Source organism: Chryseobacterium sp. YIM B08800, assembly GCF_026163565.1.
Classification (GTDB): domain Bacteria; phylum Bacteroidota; class Bacteroidia; order Flavobacteriales; family Weeksellaceae; genus Chryseobacterium.
This window is the reverse complement of the sequence record NZ_JAPDKN010000030.1, coordinates 1-19,385: the sequence shown is the minus strand read 5'-3', so window position 1 is coordinate 19,385 and position 19,385 is coordinate 1. Positions and strand designations below refer to the sequence as shown.

12 protein-coding genes and 17 tRNA genes are annotated in these 19,385 nt (G+C 35.7%); 1 reads left to right on the top strand and 28 read right to left on the bottom strand.

Annotated features, from left to right (window positions below):
• Window positions 1-65 precede the first annotated feature (65 nt).
• The 28 genes from nusG to rpsU all read right to left on the bottom strand — a co-directional run bounded on the left by nusG (window position 66) and on the right by rpsU (window position 14,814).
• Complete coding sequence (gene nusG / locus OEW74_RS12505) at window positions 66-608, bottom strand: transcription termination/antitermination protein NusG (RefSeq protein WP_074232001.1); 543 nt, start codon at window positions 606-608, stop codon at window positions 66-68.
• Between the two features lie 20 nt (window positions 609-628).
• Window positions 629-835, bottom strand: a complete 207-nt coding sequence (gene secE, locus OEW74_RS12500) for a preprotein translocase subunit SecE (protein WP_066678600.1) — start codon at window positions 833-835, stop codon at window positions 629-631.
• 12 nt (window positions 836-847) lie between these two features.
• Window positions 848-918, bottom strand: a tRNA-Trp gene (locus tag OEW74_RS12495).
• Window positions 919-974: 56 nt separating this feature from the next.
• Window positions 975-2,186 (bottom strand): elongation factor Tu, encoded by a 1,212-nt coding sequence (tuf, locus tag OEW74_RS12490; protein WP_102980872.1) that lies wholly within the window; start codon window positions 2,184-2,186, stop codon window positions 975-977.
• Between the two features lie 402 nt (window positions 2,187-2,588).
• Window positions 2,589-5,690: an efflux RND transporter permease subunit gene (locus tag OEW74_RS12485; protein ID WP_265428791.1), complete on the bottom strand. Its 3,102-nt coding sequence runs from the start codon at window positions 5,688-5,690 to the stop codon at window positions 2,589-2,591.
• Window positions 5,691-5,889: 199 nt separating this feature from the next.
• Window positions 5,890-6,972: an efflux RND transporter periplasmic adaptor subunit gene (locus tag OEW74_RS12480; protein ID WP_265428790.1), complete on the bottom strand. Its 1,083-nt coding sequence runs from the start codon at window positions 6,970-6,972 to the stop codon at window positions 5,890-5,892.
• A gap of 108 nt (window positions 6,973-7,080) precedes the next feature.
• Window positions 7,081-8,322, bottom strand: coding sequence for a TolC family protein (locus OEW74_RS12475; protein ID WP_265428789.1), 1,242 nt, complete (start codon window positions 8,320-8,322; stop codon window positions 7,081-7,083).
• Window positions 8,323-8,712: 390 nt separating this feature from the next.
• Window positions 8,713-10,077: an ATP-binding protein gene (locus OEW74_RS12470; RefSeq protein WP_265428788.1), complete on the bottom strand. Its 1,365-nt coding sequence runs from the start codon at window positions 10,075-10,077 to the stop codon at window positions 8,713-8,715.
• A gap of 59 nt (window positions 10,078-10,136) precedes the next feature.
• On the bottom strand, window positions 10,137-10,817 hold the full coding sequence (locus tag OEW74_RS12465; RefSeq protein ID WP_074232007.1) for a response regulator transcription factor: 681 nt from the start codon (window positions 10,815-10,817) through the stop codon (window positions 10,137-10,139).
• Window positions 10,818-11,083: 266 nt separating this feature from the next.
• A tRNA-Thr gene (locus OEW74_RS12460) sits at window positions 11,084-11,155 on the bottom strand.
• Between the two features lie 41 nt (window positions 11,156-11,196).
• Window positions 11,197-11,269 (bottom strand) — tRNA-Gly (locus OEW74_RS12455).
• 86 nt (window positions 11,270-11,355) lie between these two features.
• Window positions 11,356-11,436 (bottom strand) — tRNA-Tyr (locus tag OEW74_RS12450).
• A gap of 20 nt (window positions 11,437-11,456) precedes the next feature.
• A tRNA-Thr gene (locus OEW74_RS12445) sits at window positions 11,457-11,530 on the bottom strand.
• A gap of 91 nt (window positions 11,531-11,621) precedes the next feature.
• A tRNA-Gly gene (locus tag OEW74_RS12440) sits at window positions 11,622-11,694 on the bottom strand.
• 86 nt (window positions 11,695-11,780) lie between these two features.
• Window positions 11,781-11,861: transfer RNA gene (locus OEW74_RS12435), tRNA-Tyr, on the bottom strand.
• A 20-nt stretch (window positions 11,862-11,881) separates the two neighbouring features.
• A tRNA-Thr gene (locus tag OEW74_RS12430) sits at window positions 11,882-11,955 on the bottom strand.
• 91 nt (window positions 11,956-12,046) lie between these two features.
• A tRNA-Gly gene (locus tag OEW74_RS12425) sits at window positions 12,047-12,119 on the bottom strand.
• Between the two features lie 86 nt (window positions 12,120-12,205).
• Window positions 12,206-12,286, bottom strand: a tRNA-Tyr gene (locus OEW74_RS12420).
• Between the two features lie 20 nt (window positions 12,287-12,306).
• Window positions 12,307-12,380, bottom strand: a tRNA-Thr gene (locus OEW74_RS12415).
• Between the two features lie 91 nt (window positions 12,381-12,471).
• Window positions 12,472-12,544, bottom strand: a tRNA-Gly gene (locus tag OEW74_RS12410).
• A 98-nt stretch (window positions 12,545-12,642) separates the two neighbouring features.
• Window positions 12,643-12,723, bottom strand: a tRNA-Tyr gene (locus OEW74_RS12405).
• Window positions 12,724-12,743: 20 nt separating this feature from the next.
• Window positions 12,744-12,817 (bottom strand) — tRNA-Thr (locus tag OEW74_RS12400).
• A 91-nt stretch (window positions 12,818-12,908) separates the two neighbouring features.
• Window positions 12,909-12,981: transfer RNA gene (locus tag OEW74_RS12395), tRNA-Gly, on the bottom strand.
• Window positions 12,982-13,079: 98 nt separating this feature from the next.
• Window positions 13,080-13,160 (bottom strand) — tRNA-Tyr (locus tag OEW74_RS12390).
• A 20-nt stretch (window positions 13,161-13,180) separates the two neighbouring features.
• A tRNA-Thr gene (locus OEW74_RS12385) sits at window positions 13,181-13,254 on the bottom strand.
• A gap of 107 nt (window positions 13,255-13,361) precedes the next feature.
• Entirely contained in the window at window positions 13,362-13,652 is a 291-nt protein-coding gene (locus tag OEW74_RS12380) for an HPF/RaiA family ribosome-associated protein (RefSeq protein ID WP_265428787.1), read from the bottom strand.
• Window positions 13,649-14,536 carry a tyrosine-type recombinase/integrase gene (locus OEW74_RS12375; RefSeq protein ID WP_265428786.1) on the bottom strand — a complete coding sequence of 296 codons (888 nt, stop codon included), beginning with the start codon at window positions 14,534-14,536 and terminating at the stop codon, window positions 13,649-13,651. Before OEW74_RS12375 ends, OEW74_RS12380 begins: the two co-directional genes overlap by 4 nt.
• Window positions 14,537-14,616: 80 nt before the next feature.
• Window positions 14,617-14,814 (bottom strand): 30S ribosomal protein S21, encoded by a 198-nt coding sequence (rpsU, locus tag OEW74_RS12370; protein ID WP_034679125.1) that lies wholly within the window; start codon window positions 14,812-14,814, stop codon window positions 14,617-14,619.
• 370 nt (window positions 14,815-15,184) lie between these two features.
• On the opposite strand from rpsU, the gene OEW74_RS12365 reads away from it, so the two are divergent.
• Window positions 15,185-19,012: a T9SS type B sorting domain-containing protein gene (locus OEW74_RS12365; protein ID WP_265428785.1), complete on the top strand. Its 3,828-nt coding sequence runs from the start codon at window positions 15,185-15,187 to the stop codon at window positions 19,010-19,012.
• Window positions 19,013-19,385: the final 373 nt, after the last annotated feature.

Sequence of the window (19,385 nt, the reverse complement as noted above, 5' to 3'; positions counted from 1 at the left end):
AAAACATTTAAAACAAAAAAACCGTCCAAAATTTGAACGGTTTTTATATTTTATAAAAGTATGAGTTATACTTTCTCTACTTGCATATAGCTTAACTCCATTGGAGTTTTTCTTCCGAAGATCAAAACAGATACTTCTACTTTCTTCTTATCTTCAAGAATTTTTTCTACTGTACCGTTGAATCCGTTGAAAGGACCATCGATTACTTTTACATTCTCTCCAACAATGAAAGGAACTTCTGCATCAGTAGCAAATTCTGAAAGTTCATCCATTCTACCAAGCATTCTGTTAACCTCAGATTTTCTCATCGGTACAGGATCTCCTCCTTTTGTTAAACTTAAGAAAGAAATTACCCCTGGAATGTTTTTGATAACGTGAGGAATTTCCCCCATCAGATCTGCTTCTACCATTAGGTAACCTGGATAGTAAGGTCTTTCTTTAGGAACTTTTTTTCCGTTTCTAAGCTGAATCACCTTTTCCATAGGAATAACCACTTGAGTAACATACTGCTCAAACCCTAAACGTTTGATTTCTGTCTCAATATAGTTTTTCACTTTATTTTCCTGTCCGCTAATTGCTTTCAGTACATACCATTTTAATTCGCTCATTATTTAGAAAATAGTTTTTATTAGTTGAAGCTGTTAATTAGTATTCCTAAGATATTGCTGATTGATTTTGAAAACAATTCATCAACACCGAAAGTAAATAATGCTAAAATGACAGTAGCAACAGTAACTACGATTGTAGAAGACTGTAAGTCTGACCATTTTGGCCATTCAACTTTATGTCTGAATTCGTTATAAGAACCTTTTAAAAAATCGACAAATGAACTCATAATTTATATTTGCACGGGCACAAGGATTCGAACCCTGATCAACGGTGTTGGAGACCGGTATCCTACCATTGGACGATGCCCGTAGATAAAAAGGCTTCCGAGAGTTTCCTTTCGGAAGCCTTTTGTATTATTTAGATAATTATTCTAAGATTTCAGTAACCTGACCAGAACCTACTGTTCTACCTCCTTCTCTGATCGCAAATCTAAGACCTACGTTAAGAGCGATTGGTTGTAGCAATTCTACAGTGATCTCTAAGTTATCACCAGGCATTACCATTTCTACTCCTTCTGGTAAGAAGATCTCACCTGTAACGTCAGTAGTTCTTACGTAGAACTGAGGACGGTACTTGTTGTGGAATGGAGTGTGACGTCCACCTTCTTCCTTAGAAAGGATATAAACAGAAGCTTTGAATTTTTTGTGTGGCTTAACAGAATCTTTCTTAGCGATTACCATACCTCTCTTGATGTCAGTTTTTTCAATACCTCTCAACAATAGACCTACGTTATCACCAGCTTCACCTCTGTCTAGGATTTTTCTGAACATCTCAACTCCTGTAATAGTAGAAGTTAATTTCTCATCACCCATACCTACGATATCAACTGGATCTCCAGTGTTGATAACACCAGCCTCGATTCTACCAGTTGCTACAGTACCTCTACCTGTAATAGAAAATACGTCTTCGATTGGCATCAAGAATGGCTTTTCAGTATCTCTTGGTGGTTGCTCGATCCAAGTATCAACAGCGTCCATCAATTCTTCAACTGATTTGAACCACTTATCTTCAGTATCAGGAGTAGCAGCAGTAGCAGCAGTAAGAGCTCCCAATGCAGAACCTTGAATTACTGGAGAGTTATCTCCGTCAAATTCGTAAGTAGACAATAAGTCTCTAAGTTCCATTTCAACTAGCTCTAATAATTCAGCATCGTCTACCATGTCAACTTTGTTCATGAAAACAACAATTCTAGGTACGTTTACCTGACGACAAAGCAAGATGTGCTCTCTAGTCTGAGGCATTGGTCCGTCAGTTGCAGCACATACTACGATAGCTCCATCCATCTGAGCAGCACCAGTTACCATGTTCTTTACGTAATCCGCGTGACCTGGACAGTCAACGTGAGCATAGTGTCTTTTTTCAGTTTCGTACTCAATGTGAGCAGTATTGATAGTAATCCCTCTTTCTTTTTCTTCTGGAGCAGAGTCAATAGCAGAGAAATCTTTTTTCTCAGCAAGACCTTTGCTCGCTAATACAGCAGAAATAGCTGCAGTAAGTGTAGTTTTACCATGGTCAACGTGACCAATAGTACCAATGTTCAAGTGTGGTTTGTTACGATTAAACGTTTCCTTTGCCATGATTTAAATTATTTATTTTATTGTTATTCAAATTTTCGGTGTGCAAATATAATGAATTTTTATATACCAAAATCTTTTTATCAAAAAAAGTTTCATACTAAACCCAGAAAGTCACAAACCAGATTGTTTTTTCTAAACAGAATGCAAATTTAAGCAAAAAAAATCAATAAAAAAAAGGGTTTGTAAAAATCCGTGGCTAATTTTCTTTGGTAAATGATATCAGAAGTTTATTTCAAATTAGTTATTTTGAAATAAATGTTCTTAATAATCATCAGTTCTTTGCTATCATTACTGTGCAATTTTAATTTGTAGATCTAAAATCTTGCAGAATTTGCAATAAAGAAGCGCTGAAAAATTAATTTTTCAGCGCTTCAAACTATATAATGTAAATGAAAGATAATTCTAAATAATTTCTTCAGTTTTCTTCGTTCTATTAAAAATCCAGAAGATAATTGGGAAAATAAGTAAGGTTAAAACCGTTGCTGTAATCAAGCCACCAATAATAACAATAGCTAAAGGTTTCTGAGATTCAGAACCGATTCCGGTGGATAATGCTGCAGGTAATAATCCGATAGATGCCATTAAAGCAGTCATAATTACGGGTCTTGTTCGGGATTTCACTCCGTTAAATACAGCTTCATCCAACGGTAATCCGTCTTTTACATTCTGATGAAACTCCGTAATCAAAATCACCCCGTTCTGAATACAAATTCCCAATAAAGCAATCATTCCGACTCCCGCAGAAATTCCGAAATTCATTCTGGTTAAATGAAGCGCGATAATTCCTCCAATCAAAGCAAAAGGTACATTTGCCAAAACTAAAAGAGAGTCTTTCATGTTTCCAAAAAGGATAAACAAAAGGAAAAATATTCCCAAAATACTTATCGGCACCACTTCTGTAAGTCTTGAGGTTGCTCTTTGCTGATTTTCAAACTGACCAGTCCAACCCACTTTATAGCCTTCAGGAAGATCAATTTTTGCTACTTCTTTCTGCGCATCGGCAATTGTTCCTCCCAGATCACGGTCACGAATCGAGAATTTAATTCCGATATAACGTTTGATATCATCTCGATAAATAAAAGCGGCACCGTTGTTTTTAACGATATTCCCTACTTCTTTCAGCGGAATCATTGTTCCATCTTGGGTAGGAATCATCAGCGAAGCGATGTCATTTTCATCTTTTCTAAATTCGTGAGAATATCTTAAACGAATCGGAAATTTCCTTTCGCCATCATACATTTCTGATGCTGTTTTTCCACCAAAAGCCATTTCCAGAACAGTTTGTGCATCTTCCGGCATTACACCGTAAGCTGCCATTTTATTTCTGTCCCAAACAACATTCACTTCCGGCTGACCTATATTTTTAATAATTCCGGCATCACGTACTCCATCTACATCTTTTATTGATTTTAAAACTTTATCAGCCAATTCATCTAAGGTCTGAAGATTATCACCATAAATTTTAATTCCGTTTTCAGCTTTAAAACCGGCAACCGCTTCAGCAACGTTATCAGAAATCGGTTGTGAATAATTAAATGTTATTCCTTGATAATTACTCAGCTTTTTGTCAATTTCTTCGGTAAGCTGTTCGTAACTGATCTTCCTTTTCCATTCATCTTTAGGTTTAAGGTTGACCGCAAACTGCACAAATCCAAATCCATTCGGGTCTGTTCCGTCGTTGCTTCGTCCGGTTTGCGCCAAAACATCGGTCACTTCGGGAACGCTCATAATGTCTTTCTTCAAAATATCGGCTGTCTTCAAAGATTCTTTTAAAGATGAACTCATCGGCATTTCGGCGGTAATCCAAAGTGAACCTTCATTTAATTGCGGTAAAAATTCCGTTCCCAAAAATTTCCCTGAAAACAAAGTAACCGCTACAAATGAAATAGAAATAATTAGACTTAATCTTTTATTTTTAAATGTAAATTTGAAACCTTTCAGTACAATTCTGTCCCAAAAATTTACAAACGGATTGTTTTTTTCTTTTACATTTTTATTTAAAAGCAAATGCGTTAAAACCGGCACCAAAGTCAAGGTAAAAATCAAAGCACCCAACAATGCAAAACCAAGCGTAAATGCTAAAGGTGAAAACATTTTACCCTCCACTTTCTGGAATGAGAAAATCGGAATTAATGAGGTAATGATAATTAATTTTGAAAAGAAAATCGCTTTCCCTAAACCTGTTCCGGTTTGTTTGATCCAGCCTGCTTTTGCGAGTTTATTAAATCTTTCAGGACCGTATCTTTTGGCTTTATGGTCGAGCATTACAAAAATACCTTCGACCATGACGACGGCTCCGTCAATGATAATTCCGAAATCTACCGCACCCAATGACAATAAATTAGCACTCATTCCTGCCATTTTCAAACATAAAAATGCAAAAAGCAAAGACAGAGGAATAATAATGGAAACAATTAAAGTCGTTCGCCAATCTGCCATAAAGATCAAAACAATCACCGTAACAAGGATGATTCCTTCCATCAAATTGTGCATCACGGTTTCTGTGGTAAAATCCATCAGATTGTCACGGTCGTAGAAGGTGACCATTTTTACATCTTTGGGAAGGATCTTTTCGTTAAGCTCTTTAATTTTAGCTTTTACGCCTACCAAAACTTCACGCGGATTTTCACCTTTTCTCATCACGACAATTCCTTCTACGGTATCATCCTGATTGTTTAATCCAGCCTGCCCTACCCTCGGTCGCGAACTTTCATGAACCTCAGCAACATATTTTACCAAAATTGGGTTTCCGCTATCATTATGAATGGTAATATTGCCGATATCGTCTATCGACTGTACCAAACCAATTCCTCGTACAACATAGGCTTGTCCGTTTTTTTCGATAACATCTCCACCGACATTTAAATTACTTTTCGTCACCGCTTCATAAACCTGCAACGGTGTTAAATTATATTTATCTAAAGCTCTCGGATCGATACTCAACTCAAAAACTTTATCCTGACCTCCGAAAACATTGATGTCTGCAACTCCTGGGACACCACGAAGCGCTCTGTCGATGACCCAATTCTGTAAAGTAAGAAGCTCACGGGAATCTTTTTTCTTGCTTTCTAAAGTATATCTGAAAATTTCTCCGGTCGGTCCGTAAGGAGGCTGCACTTCGGGATCAATACCTTCGGGAAGACTTACATTTCGAAGCTGATTGTTTACCATATTTCGGGCAAACATATCATCAACTCCATCATCAAACAGGATCTTAACAATAGAAAGACCAAACATTGTGGTACTTCGTACACTTGTTTTTTTCTGAACCGGACTCATTGCTAGTTCAATAGGCGTCGTGACAAAACGCTCGACTTCTTCGGCACTTCTACCATCCCATTGCGTAATGATCACAATTTGAGTATTGGTAACATCGGGAAAAGCTTCGATCGGCATGTTTTTGAAACTTATAAATCCTGCAACCGCCAAGATCGCTACCCAAATAAAAGTAAAAGCCTTATTTTTAAGTGAAAACGATATTATATTTTTTATGAATTTATTCATGATAGAAATTAGATGTTAGACTTTAGATATTAGACTAATAACTAAATGTTTAATTTTATCTTAATGATTTAAAAACCATTAAGAAAATGAATGGTAAAGCTGTCTCAAGGCATATCAAAAGACTCCTTAGTTTGGTTAAATAATAGGTTAATTATATAATCGCTTACTATTTCAAAATATCTCAATGGTTTAAATCAAATTAATTTTTTAGAGAACGATAGATCAACAACTGATTATTGGTGATCACATTTTCACCTTCCTTCAGACCTTCTGAGATGTATGTGACGTCACCCAGCTGTTTTAAAACCTGAATTTCTTTGATCTTAACATCAGTTCTCGATTTAAAAACCACTACATAACTTCTGTCATCATCAAATATCACAGCTTTTGAAGGGATGGAAAGCGCCATTTTATTCTCAGATTTAGAAACTTTTATGGTTGCTTTGCTATCTGGAATCAACAATCCATTAGCGTTATCTAGAACAACTCTTGCCTGCATTGCATTGGTTTCAGGATCGATAATTTTGAATATTTTATCAATTTTTCCGTCAAAAACTTTATCCGGATAAGACAATGTAGAAACCTGAGCCGGCATTCCAAGACTTATTTTATCGATATCGGCTTCATTGACATTCATAATTGCCCAAACATTGGTGGTATTGGCAACATCAAAAATATTTTCGCTTCGGTCACTTCTCAGCTGCATATCTTTATTGATGTCCTTATGAACAATATACCCGCTGATTGGTGCTAAAACACTGTAAATATTTCCGTTTTTCACATTGTAAACCGTACTTACTGCAGATGCTCTCTGCATTTGGTCTTCTGCTTTCTGAAGCTGGCTTTTTGCTTCGAGAACATCTCTTTCGGTATTTAGCTTTCCTTCATACATTTCTCTGGCAACACGAAGATTGTTTTTAGCAACCTGCAGATCTGTTCTTGCATCGCTTACATCTTTTTGTACTTCTGCCAGTTCGGTACTTCTTATCGTTGCTAAAACCTGACCTTTTCTTACATGATCTCCCAATTCCACATTGACACTCATCACATTTCCTCCGACCAACGGAAAGACGTCGATGTAGGAATTTCTGTCAGCAGAGATTTTACCGTAAAAACTGTATGAATCTTCTATATTTCTATTCTCAACTTTCGCTGTGGAAATTGATTCGAGCATTGTATTGCTTAATTCAAAACCTTTTGGCTCGGGAGTTTTTGCAATTTCGGGCTTTGAGCATGACCATAAAAGCAAGGCTGAAAATAAGGGTATAATTATTTTTTTCATTGTAGATTATTATTAAAACGCAAAGGGCGCAAAGATTTTTTTAAATAACATGCCGTTTTTAAGTTCGCAAAGGCGTTTCACTTAGCAAAGACAGCAGAAATTTTATATTTAATAGAAGATTTTGGTTTGTACTAATTGATTAAGCTTAATGGCAGATTCCATCAGATCGTTTTTCATATCATAGATCTGTAGCGCGGTTTGACGATAGCTTTCCATGAAATCTGTAAATTCGATTAAACTGATGTTACCGTTTCTGAAATTTTTAAGCATTCCATCATAGACAAGATCAAGATTACTTAAGTCGGTAGATTTTATTTCGGCTAACTGATCGTATTGGGTTTTCCAGATCTGAAAGGCAGACTGCACTTTCGTCTCTAAATTGAGTTTCTGAAATTCTGCGTTTTTCTGATTCTGTTTAATAGCATAATTGGCTTTTTCTACATTCCCTTTATTGCTTTTCCATAATGGAATAGGAATTCCGACCTTCAAATTAATTTCATTATTAAAAGTTCCGGAAGCTTGATCGTATTCTGCACCGACATTCAAATCGGGAACATTCAATGATTTTTGCCATTGTGCATATAATTTAGAATTATCTATCAGTTTTAAAATAAATAAATAATCGGCGTTGTTTTCTAATGCTTTTCTTTTCAATTCTTCATCATCACCGAAAGGCTGTGCCGTTAAAATCTGTTTGGCTTCTTCATCTGAAATCTCAGGCTCTATATTTTCTGTGATCCCGGTAAGAACTTTAAGATTTTGCTCAAATTCCAAAAGATTTTTATTGATGCCAACTTTGTCATTATTCAGCTGAATAACGATACTTTGAAGTCTTACTTCATCTTTCAACGAAACATTTCCTTTTGCAGACTGTACTTTATACGCTTTCAAAAGGTCATTCATATACCCCAATTGCTTGTTGGTATTTTCAAGCTTGAGTTTTTCGTAGTAAAGATTGTAGTAATTGGTATGAAGCTGAGTTCTCAACTCAACCAAAAGCTGTGAAAATTGTAATTGAGCCAGCTCTTTATTAGATTTTGCAAAAGCGATTTCGTTTTTCTTTTTTCCGCCCATATAGATCAGTTGGGTCACTTCGAAACCTTTTGCTCTTCCTGCATCCAAAACTCTTTTGTCTTGGGGATTATAAGCGTTGATATAACCACTCATCTGAGGAAGTTCCCAGATTTTCGCCTGCAAAATATCTGCATCTGCCATATTGATGCTGTATTGCTCGGCAAGAAGCTGAAGATTGTTTTGCTGAAAGGCATTTTCGCACTCCAAAAGCGACATTTGCTGCTGTGCAGATATCATCGAAGAAATCACCACGAACAGTCCTGCAATTTTGTTCATTCTCTCAATTTTAATGACAAAAGTGCGGTTGCTCGATTAAAACGAACTTAAAGGAGGCTTAAAAAAAAATTAAATTTGGTTTTGGGAGGGAATGAAAATATTTTGCGAACTCTTAATTTGAACCATTAAGAAAATTTAAGTAGTTAAGGTTTATTAAGAAAAATCAAATAGATTTTAAAATGATAAGTCTTAAACAAAGTTCAGCTTAATATTCTTAACTCCTTAATAAATCTTAATGGTTTATAATTTTTTCACAGATGACACAGATTTCACAGATTCTATTTTAAAATTGCATAATAAAATACTCTCGCAGATTGAGCGAATTAAGCAGATTTTTTTATTAGTATCTACAGAATTTATTTAAACTTCGAGAAAGTAAATTTTAAAAAATTATTTATTAAAAATCACGCTAAACTTATTCATGTTTTCAGAAGGGGAATTGTATTGAATATTTGCATTATGATATTCTAAGATTCTTTTTGCAATTCGAAGCCCAAGACCGGAGCCGGAAATATTCTGAGAATTGTTTCCGCGCATGAAAGCTTCAAAAAGTTTCGGTTGTTCTTCTTCCGAAATGGTATTCCCTTCTGAAAACACATCTACTGAGAGATGAGTTTCCTTTTCAGTGATCAGAATTTTCACATCAGCATTATCAGAATATACCGCAGCGTTTTTCAATAAATTAATAAAGACTATATCTAAAAGTGACTGCACTCCATTGATTGTAAGAAAAGCATTTTCCTGTGTTTCTTCAGAAATCAGAAAATCCATTTTAAGATTGGGATAACTTTTTTGTACACGATCGAAAGATTCGAAAATCACTTCATCAATTCTTACTTCTTCATAAATACTCTGAATATTTTCTTTATCAAATTTTGTGAGAAGTAAAAGCGAATTGGTAAGATCAGATAATTGATAAACATCTTTCAGCATCTGTTTCAGAGCAGAAAGAGTTTCCGGAGAATGTTGCTCTAATTTAATTAAATTTTCCAGCTGAAAGGCCATTCTTGTGATTGGCGTTCTGATTTCGTGAGATGCACTTGCTGTAAAATCTTTTTGCGACTGAAAAACATCATTTAATCTTGAAATCATCGTATTAAAAGACTTCGCCAAAATACTGATTTCGTCATTAGACTGTTCTACCGGAATTTGCGTCGTCAGTTTATGAGCCGTCACCTCCGAGATTTCTTTGTTCAAATCTTCCAAAGGCTGAAGAAATTTTCCCATAAAATAATAACTAAAAAAACCAATCAGCAAAGTACAGGTAATAAAAGCTGTAATTAAAAGATATTTCAAGTACTCCAACTTCGATTTTCCGTTGGTGTCGTATGCACTGGTGAGAATATAATAGTTTTCTCCGTTGATGTTTTTTAAAGCGGCATACACTTCCGGAACGGCATCTTCGTTGTAAATATCTTTTTTCTTATCGAGTTCGGTAAGAAGTTCTTTATTCCAGGTTACTTTTTGGTCTTTTATTGTACTATAAATAAGTTCTTTATCTGCATTAAAAATTAAAATAGTTTCATTGAGAAGAAAATTATCTGAGTTTTCATTAAAAAAAATAGGTGCTTCGTTCTCAAAATTTTTAGATTTTGAAATAAAATTGGTGGTAAACCCTAATCGCCTTACAAATCGGTCTTTAAACTCTTCTCTACGGAAATCATTAAACGAAATATAAATAATAATCAAAACCACCCCAAAAAGCAGTGAGAACGAAACGCTTAAAGTAAGTGCAATCTTTCTTTTTAAAGACATTCAAATGGTTGTTAGTGACTTGTTGTTAGTTGTTGGTTGTTGGTTTTTAGTGTTAATATTTATAAAGGATTGAGATAATATCCAAAACCAGATCTTGTATGAATGAGCTTCACTTTATATTCTTTGTCGATCTTCTTTCTTAAAAAATTGATGTAAACTTCTACCGTATTGGTATTGGTATTAAAATTATGTTCCCAGACATTTTCGGTGATCTGTTGTTTAGAAACCGTTCTTCCCTGCGCTTCCGCGAGATAAACAAGAAGCTGGAATTCTTTTAAAGTTAAAGCAATTTCATTTCCTGCACGGAAAACTTTTTGTTCGGTTTTATTAATAATTAAATCATCTATCCTTATAATATCTAAATCTATATTGTCAGAAGGAACTTTTCTTCTTAAAAGTGAGTTCATTCTAAGCAATAATTCTTCAAACTGAAAAGGCTTCACCAAATAATCATCTGCCAATCTCGTAAACGCATCTTTCTTATCGGAAATATCTCCATAAGCCGAAATAATAATGATCGGCGTATTTTTATCGAAAGAGCGAATAGTCTGACAAACATCCAATCCGTTAACCTTTGGAACATTAATGTCTAAAAGATATAAATCGTACACATTATTCTTTATCTGGCGGAGAAAAGTCTCGCCGTCATAAATTTTATCACATGTAAATTGATTTGATTCTAAAAATTTACTCAACTCTGCAGAGAGAATAAGGTCGTCTTCTAATAGGAGAATGTTCATCAAGAAATATTTATAACGAATTTAATGAAAATTTCAGGATTATTTGATGGAATTAATTTGACAAAACTTTTAGGCTTAATTTTCAGGTTTCCTAAATACTTCTTTCTAAAGTCTTTCAAACCTTATATTATGATTGATTAAAATAATATTAAACTTTAATTTGAAAAAAGTTCTGCTTATTTTAAAAAGGATATTAGAAATTGAAATGCTTTTTATATTTAAAGTTTAAGGCAAAAAAAATCCCGAAGAAATCGGGATGAAAAGTGAGCCAACTACGGGACTTGAACCCGTGACCTCTTCCTTACCAAGGAAGCACTCTACCGCTGAGCTAAGTCGGCTTAAACAAAAAAATCACGCTATAAAAGAGTGATTTTTTTTGAGCGGAAGACGAGGGTCGAACTCGCGACATTCAGCTTGGAAGGCTGACGCTCTACCAACTGAGCTACTTCCGCAATTTTGTTTCCAAAATTATTGGTAAACGCTGTGCAAACTTAAGGAAAACCCTTTAAACATGCAAGTTTTTTTGTAATATAAAATGTGGGGAGAGCAGGATTCGAACCTACGAAGCCGAAGCAACTGAGTTACAGTCAGTCCCATTTAGCCACTCTGGAATCTCCCCAGATATTTTATATTAAATTGAGCCTCCAGAGGGACTCGAACCCACGACCTGCTGATTACAAATCAGCTGCTCTAGCCAACTGAGCTATGGAGGCAATTTAATAAAAACTGAAGGCTATCAGAGAAACTCTACTCTGCGCTGCATCAGCAGTTAAAAAAAATCACGCCTAATGCGGTGTGAATTTGAGCGGAAGACGAGGGTCGAACTCGCGACATTCAGCTTGGAAGGCTGACGCTCTACCAACTGAGCTACTTCCGCAATTTTGTTTCCAAAATTATTGGTAAACGCTGTGCAAACTTAAGGAAAACCCTTTAAACATGCAAGTTTTTTTCTAATATAAAATGTGGGGAGAGCAGGATTCGAACCTACGAAGCCGAAGCAACTGAGTTACAGTCAGTCCCATTTAGCCACTCTGGAATCTCCCCAGATATTTTATATTAAATTGAGCCTCCAGAGGGACTCGAACCCACGACCTGCTGATTACAAATCAGCTGCTCTAGCCAACTGAGCTATGGAGGCAATTTAATAAAAACTGAAGGCTATCAGAGAAACTCTACTCTGCGCTGCATCAGCAGTTAAAAAAAATCACGCCTAATGCGGTGTGAATTTGAGCGGAAGACGAGGGTCGAACTCGCGACATTCAGCTTGGAAGGCTGACGCTCTACCAACTGAGCTACTTCCGCAATTTTGTTTCCAAAATTATTGGTAAACGCTGTGCAAACTTAAGGAAAACCCTTTAAACATGCAAGTTTTTTTCTAATATAAAATGTGGGGAGAGCAGGATTCGAACCTACGAAGCCGAAGCAACTGAGTTACAGTCAGTCCCATTTAGCCACTCTGGAATCTCCCCAGATATTTTATATTAAATTGAGCCTCCAGAGGGACTCGAACCCACGACCTGCTGATTACAAATCAGCTGCTCTAGCCAACTGAGCTATGGAGGCAATTTAATAAAAACTGAAGGCTATCAGAGAAACTCTACTCTGCGCTGCATCAGCAGTTAAAAAAAATCACGCCTAATGCGGTGTGAAATTGAGCGGAAGACGAGGGTCGAACTCGCGACATTCAGCTTGGAAGGCTGACGCTCTACCAACTGAGCTACTTCCGCAATTTTGTTTCCAAAATCATTGGTAACGGTTTGCAAATCTATAAATTTTATTTCGAACCTGCAAGACTTTTTTTTAATTATTTTTCTAATATAAAATGTGGGGAGAGCAGGATTCGAACCTACGAAGCCGAAGCAACTGAGTTACAGTCAGTCCCATTTAGCCACTCTGGAATCTCCCCAGATATTTTATATTAAATTGAGCCTCCAGAGGGACTCGAACCCACGACCTGCTGATTACAAATCAGCTGCTCTAGCCAACTGAGCTATGGAGGCAATTTAATAAAAACTGAAGGCTATCAGAGAAACTCTACTCTGCGCTGCATCAGCAGTTAAAAAAAATCACGCCTAATGCGGTGTGAAATTGAGCGGAAGACGAGGGTCGAACTCGCGACATTCAGCTTGGAAGGCTGACGCTCTACCAACTGAGCTACTTCCGCAATTTTGTTTCCAAAATCATTGGTAACGGTTTGCAAATCTATAAATTTTATTTCGAACCTGCAAGACTTTTTTTTAATTATTTTTCTAATATAAAATGTGGGGAGAGCAGGATTCGAACCTACGAAGCCGAAGCAACTGAGTTACAGTCAGTCCCATTTAGCCACTCTGGAATCTCCCCAGATATTTTATATTAAATTGAGCCTCCAGAGGGACTCGAACCCACGACCTGCTGATTACAAATCAGCTGCTCTAGCCAACTGAGCTATGGAGGCAAAATTAAAAAGATTTCAAAAGATCGATGTTCCTTTTTGCGAGTGCAAATATAGAACAGATTTTTTGAAATCTCAAACTTTTTATCAAAGTTTTTTTACTTTTTTTATTACGCTAATTCTTTTTTCTTGATTAACAGTTTCTTAGCCGCATCAACACAAAGATCTAAACTTTCTTCAAAGCTGGAAGATGTCTTTTTTACAACAATATCATCACCTGGAACGACCAAAATCAATTCGGTAGTTTTATTTGTTTTGTCTGAGTTATTTTCTACTTTCAAGAAAACTTTACATTCTTGAATTTTGTCATAAAACGTATCTAGTTTACTTACTTTTTTGTCTACATGTGACTCTAGTGGTTCGTGTGGAGTTAAGCCGATTGCTTGTACTGAAATCTTCATAATTCTTCTTTTTTAATTGCTCTTGGATGAGACTGATTAAACACTTTTTTCAACTGTTCAATATTGGCATTAGTGTACACTTGTGTGCTTGCAAGACTAGAATGACCCAATATTTTTTTTACTTTTGATATCTCTGCCCCATTGTCTAAAACATGCGTCGCGAAGCTGTGTCTTAAAATATGAGGACTTCTTTTTTGCTTAGAAGTTATAAGACTAAGGTACTTATTAACTACTACATAGACAAATTTTTCAGTCAGTTTTTTTCCCTTTTTATTGACAAAAAAATATGACTTAAATTCTTCCTGCGGTTTTCGTGTTTTAAGATAGTCTTTAAGCAAAGAACTCAAGTTTTCAGAAATAGGAATATACCTTTCTTTATTACCTTTTCCTAAGATTTTAAGTTCGTTTTCTTCTAAGTTTACACTTTCAAATATTAAGCCACAAAGTTCAGATTTCCGAATTCCCGTCTGATATAAAATTTCGATAATTGATTTCACAAGCAAGTCTTCTACTTCAGAAAATATTTCACTTTGCAAAACGCTCATCTCATCCTGTGAGATAGGAATTTGTTTTTCAGGGTAAAACTTCAAGGATGATACACTTTCGACAGGAGAAACTTTAATCTCGCCCAGTTTTAGAAGAAATAGATAAAAACTTCGAAGCGTAGAAAGCTTCCGGTTAATTGTTCTTTTTGAAATCCCGTTTTCGCTCAGTTCAACAACAAAATTTCTGATGATTTTCTTATCTACTTTAAGAAGATCTTCCGAAGATTCAGTTTTAAGATAAAAAGAATAAAAATCGTCAAGATCACGACGATAGCTTGTAATGGTATGAGGCGAATACCTCTTTTCAAACTGTAAATAATCTAAAAATTTATCTTGCATTTTGGTAAGTATAAAAACAAAAAATCACTTCTCAAATATAACTATTTAAGAAGTGATTTAGTATGTGTTTAAGAAAATTCTTAAGCTTGCTCTTCCTTGCTTAATCCTCTTTGCTTATAAGCCGCTTTTAATCTAGCTTGTCTAAGAGTTACAGAAGGCTTGATAAATTGTTGTCTAGCTCTTAATTGACGAACTGTACCCGTTTTATCAAATTTTCTTTTATATTTTTTTAACGCTCTGTCGATAGACTCTCCGTCTTTTACTGGAATTATTAACATATATTACATCTCATTTTGGATTGCAAAACTAAAGTTTTTTTATTTAATACACAAACTTGATGGCTAAAAAAATGCAAACAACTATTGAATACCATTTATTTTATTCAATAAATAAGGTATTTTAGACACTTATCAATCTTAATAATTAATAAAAAAATGCAATTTCATTAAAAAAAAGCCGTTAATTAACATTATTTATATAAATTTGTCTTTAATCTAAATAAAACACAATGATAAAAAACTACTTATTCTATCCCGTCATCTTTTAGGACGACTAAAAATCCACACTAAAATCACATAAAAAACTCTTTATTTAACTATATGGAGTTATTGATGGCTTATTACAAAAAAACACTCTAAATTTTCAGATATGATAAAAAAATTATTCTTTTCTTTATTATTCATCTTTCATATTTCAGCTTTTGCTCAGGAAGATTGTATCTCTGCAATTACAGTGTGCGGAAACTCAAACATCAATTACACTCCTTCAGGAATAGGAAATACCAATGAAACACTTGGCGGATGCCTTTCTTTTGAAAATCATTCTGTGTGGTACAAATTTACGATTGCAACCAGCGGGACTTTAACTTTTGATCTTGTACCAACCGGACCTGTCGATTACGATTGGGCAATTTACGGTCCTAATGTAACCTGCTCAAACAGAGGCACACCAATCAGATGTAACGCTTCGGGAAATTTCACCAATACAGGGATGAACATGACCAATACCAACACTTCATCAGGAGCAGGAAATACCAATCCTTATTGTAAATACATGGATGTTGTAGCTGGTCAAACCTATTATTTATACATCGACAACTGGTCATCAACTGTATATACTTTTAATTTAACATGGGGAGGAACCGCAACATTTGTATCTCCTTTTACCAATGGTACAACTGCGCCAAATCCGTTTATTCCACCAGGAACTGCAGGACCAAATGCAAACTCACCAAGAGAAATTGGAATTTGTGGAAATACCGCAACTTTTAACTTTAATACTTTATCTGCAGGAATTATAAATGGAAATCCTAATTTTACTGTAAGTTATTATGACACAGCAAACAATGCGGCAACAGGAACAAATCCGATAACCACTCCAACTACAGTAAATACAACGACAACTTATTATTATAGTATTAGTTATCAAGATCCAAACAATCCAACGAGCACAGCCAGTGCTTGCAAACAGACCAATGCTATTGTTTTCAAAGACAAGAGTTTAACCGCTTCAATATCTTCATCTACCACCAAACTTTGCCCGGGTGGAAGTATCACTCTAACCTCCAACAATGCTACAGGAAACACATGGTCAACAGGAGAAACTACACCATCTATCACAGTAACAACTCCGGGAACGTATACTTTAACAAGCACTAATGGAATCTGTACAAGCCCACAAGCTTCAATAAATATCACTCAAGATACCGATGCCAATCCGCAGATTAGTGGTAATTTAATTTTATGCGAAGCAACTTCTACTACACTTACAGCCACCTCAACCGGAACAGGAAACACTTACTTATGGTCAACAGGAGCTACAACAGCTGCTATCAACGTGACAACTCCCGGAACTTACACTGTAACTGTAAAAACTTTAGCAAATTGCCAATACACAAAATCTGTAACGGTAATACAAGGTGTTGTTCCGGTAGCTCAAAACACAACATTAGCAAATTGCTCCAACACAACAACTGCAGTTTTTAATTTAACTACCGCGGAACCAAATATAAGTACAACTCCGGGAGTAACGTTTGACTATTATTTAAATCAGGCAGATGCTATTGCAGGAAACACAAGCACAATAGCTGCCCCAACAAATTTTACGTCAGGAAATGCCACAATTTATGTAAGAGTAAAATCAACAACCTGTGCAAAAGTCGTTACATTGCAATTAAATATCACTCAGCTTTCTGCACCAACGATTACAAGCTCATCCTCAACAATCTGCTTTGGAGGAAATGTTACATTAACATCCAGCGCAACAACAGGAAACACTTGGTCAAACGGTGCCACAACTCAAGCTATCACCGTAACAACAGGTGGAACTTATTCGGTAACTGTTTCGAATGGAGCTTGTACAAGTGCTCCTACTTCAGTTACTTTAACGGCAGAAGCTGATCCAAATCTTCAAATTTCAGGAAATCTGATTAGCTGTGGATCTCCATCAAATTTAACAGCAAGTTCTAACGGAACAGGAAATACTTATGCGTGGTCAACCGGAGCGGCAGGAAATATAATTTCAGTTTCTACCCCGGGAGTCTATACCGTAACTGTAACAACTCCAAGCAACTGTCAGTATACAAAATCTGTAACAGTTACTCAAGGAGCAGTTCCTGTTGTACAAAACACATCTTTAAGTTTATGTTCCAACTCAAACACAGGAACATTTAATTTAATTTCAGCTCAACCCAACATCAGCACAACTCCAGGAATTACTTTTAGTTATTATCAGAATCAAGCCGATGCTTTAGCTGAAAACGGGAATACAATTCCGGTTCCGGCAACTTACACTTCCGGAAATACAATCGTTTATGTTTTAGTTAAAACCGGTTCTTGTTCTAGAATTGCAGAATTACAGTTAATTGTTAATTTAAAACCAATTCCTACAATTACAAGTTCATCTACTATAATTTGTAATAACAATCCGGTTACCTTAACATCAAATTTTGCAACAGGAAATACTTGGTCAAACGGCGCAACAACACAAACAATAACAGTTACTACACCCGGAATATACACTTTAATTCATAATAATGGAACGTGCACAAGTGAACCAGTTTCAATAAATATTACTCAAGGAACAAATCCGAATGTTCAAATTTCAGGAATATTAACATTCTGCGAAGGCACTTCAACAACATTAACAGCTACAGCAAACGGAGCCGGAAATACTTATCTCTGGTCAAATGGAGCAACCACGGCAACAGCAACAATAAACACTCCGGGAATCCATACCGTAACAGTAACAACTCCGGATGGTTGCCAATACACAAAATCTGTAACAACAATTATGGATCCTGCAATTACTGTCAACATTAATGCACCGGGAGAAATAAACTGCACAAACACACAAATTACTTTAAACGCAACGCTTTCTAATTTTCAACCCGGAGCTATATTTTTATGGACAGCAACGGGAGGCGGAAATATTGTTTCAGGAGCAAATACACTAACTCCTATTGTAAACAATGCAGGAACTTACACTTTAACCATTACGAGCGCAACTGTAAATGGATGCACAAAACAAGGCTCCGTAAATGTCATTAAAAACATCACACCTCCAGTGATAAATATTACGGCAACCAAAACAACAATTTGCCAAGGCGAAACAATCACTCTTACTGCAATTGGAGCAAATACCTACACCTGGACAGGAATAGCAGGCAACGGAAACACACAAACTGTTTCACCAACAACTACAACAACCTACACAGTAACCGGAGTAGGAACAAATGGTTGCGCGGCAGCAAATCCGGCAACAATTACCATTACTGTAGTGCCGGAAATCACTTCAACATTACAGAGTATTGAAATCTGCAAAGGCGACAAAGGAGTTTTAGATGCAGGAGCCAGACCTAACTACACCTATATCTGGAACACAGGAGCAACCACCCAGACAATAAACCCAACAACAGCCGGAACCTATACAGTTACCATCAGCAATGGAGTTTGTTCAAAAACTTTCACCGCAACCGTAGGATATATTGTAACTCCAGAAATTAAAGAAATCACATACAACAACAATCTATTAACAATTATTATTAAAAATACAGGAACTCTGCCGGTAGAATATTCCATAGACAATGGTGTAACGTGGCAAAATTCAAATGTATTCAGTGTAATGAAAAACACTCAATATTCCATAAAGGTGAAATACCAAGGTGCAACTTGTGAAACTTCAACTGAATATTACACATTCTTTATGGCAAATGTCATTACACCAAATAGCGATGGCAAAAATGATGTTATCGATTTTAGTGAAATCAGCAAATACGGAAATTTTGAAGGAAGTATTTTTGACCGATATGGAAAAACAGTATTCAAAGCTTCACCAAAAACACCTATTTGGGATGGTAAATACATTGGAAGACCTTTACCTACAGAAACTTATTGGTATAAATTAAGTTGGGAAGATAAAATCACAAAAAAAACAGTACAAATATCTGGTTGGGTTTTATTAAAAAACAGAGATTAATGCACGGTTTAAAATGAAATTTAATTTAAATACGAGTGTCGAAATTATTTTCGGCACTTTTTTGTTGTTCTTGAATAAGATTTTTAAATAAATACAATCAGATTTCACTCAAGCCACCGTTGAGTTATTTCTTCGGAACTAATTTTTAAGGAAACCAATCTTTAGTTTTTTGATAAATTTTTAAGGGTTGATGGAGATTATACGTTTTAAAATATCTCGCGGATTTTGCAGATGGCGCAGATTTTTTGATTTATTCTGTAAAATAGCCATAAAATGATTTATAACAGTTTTTGTGTGTTTTTTAACCTTTTAAATGGCTAACCGCCACCCTAGCCCCGATGTTCTATGTTAATATGCAAATTCTTTAGGTTAA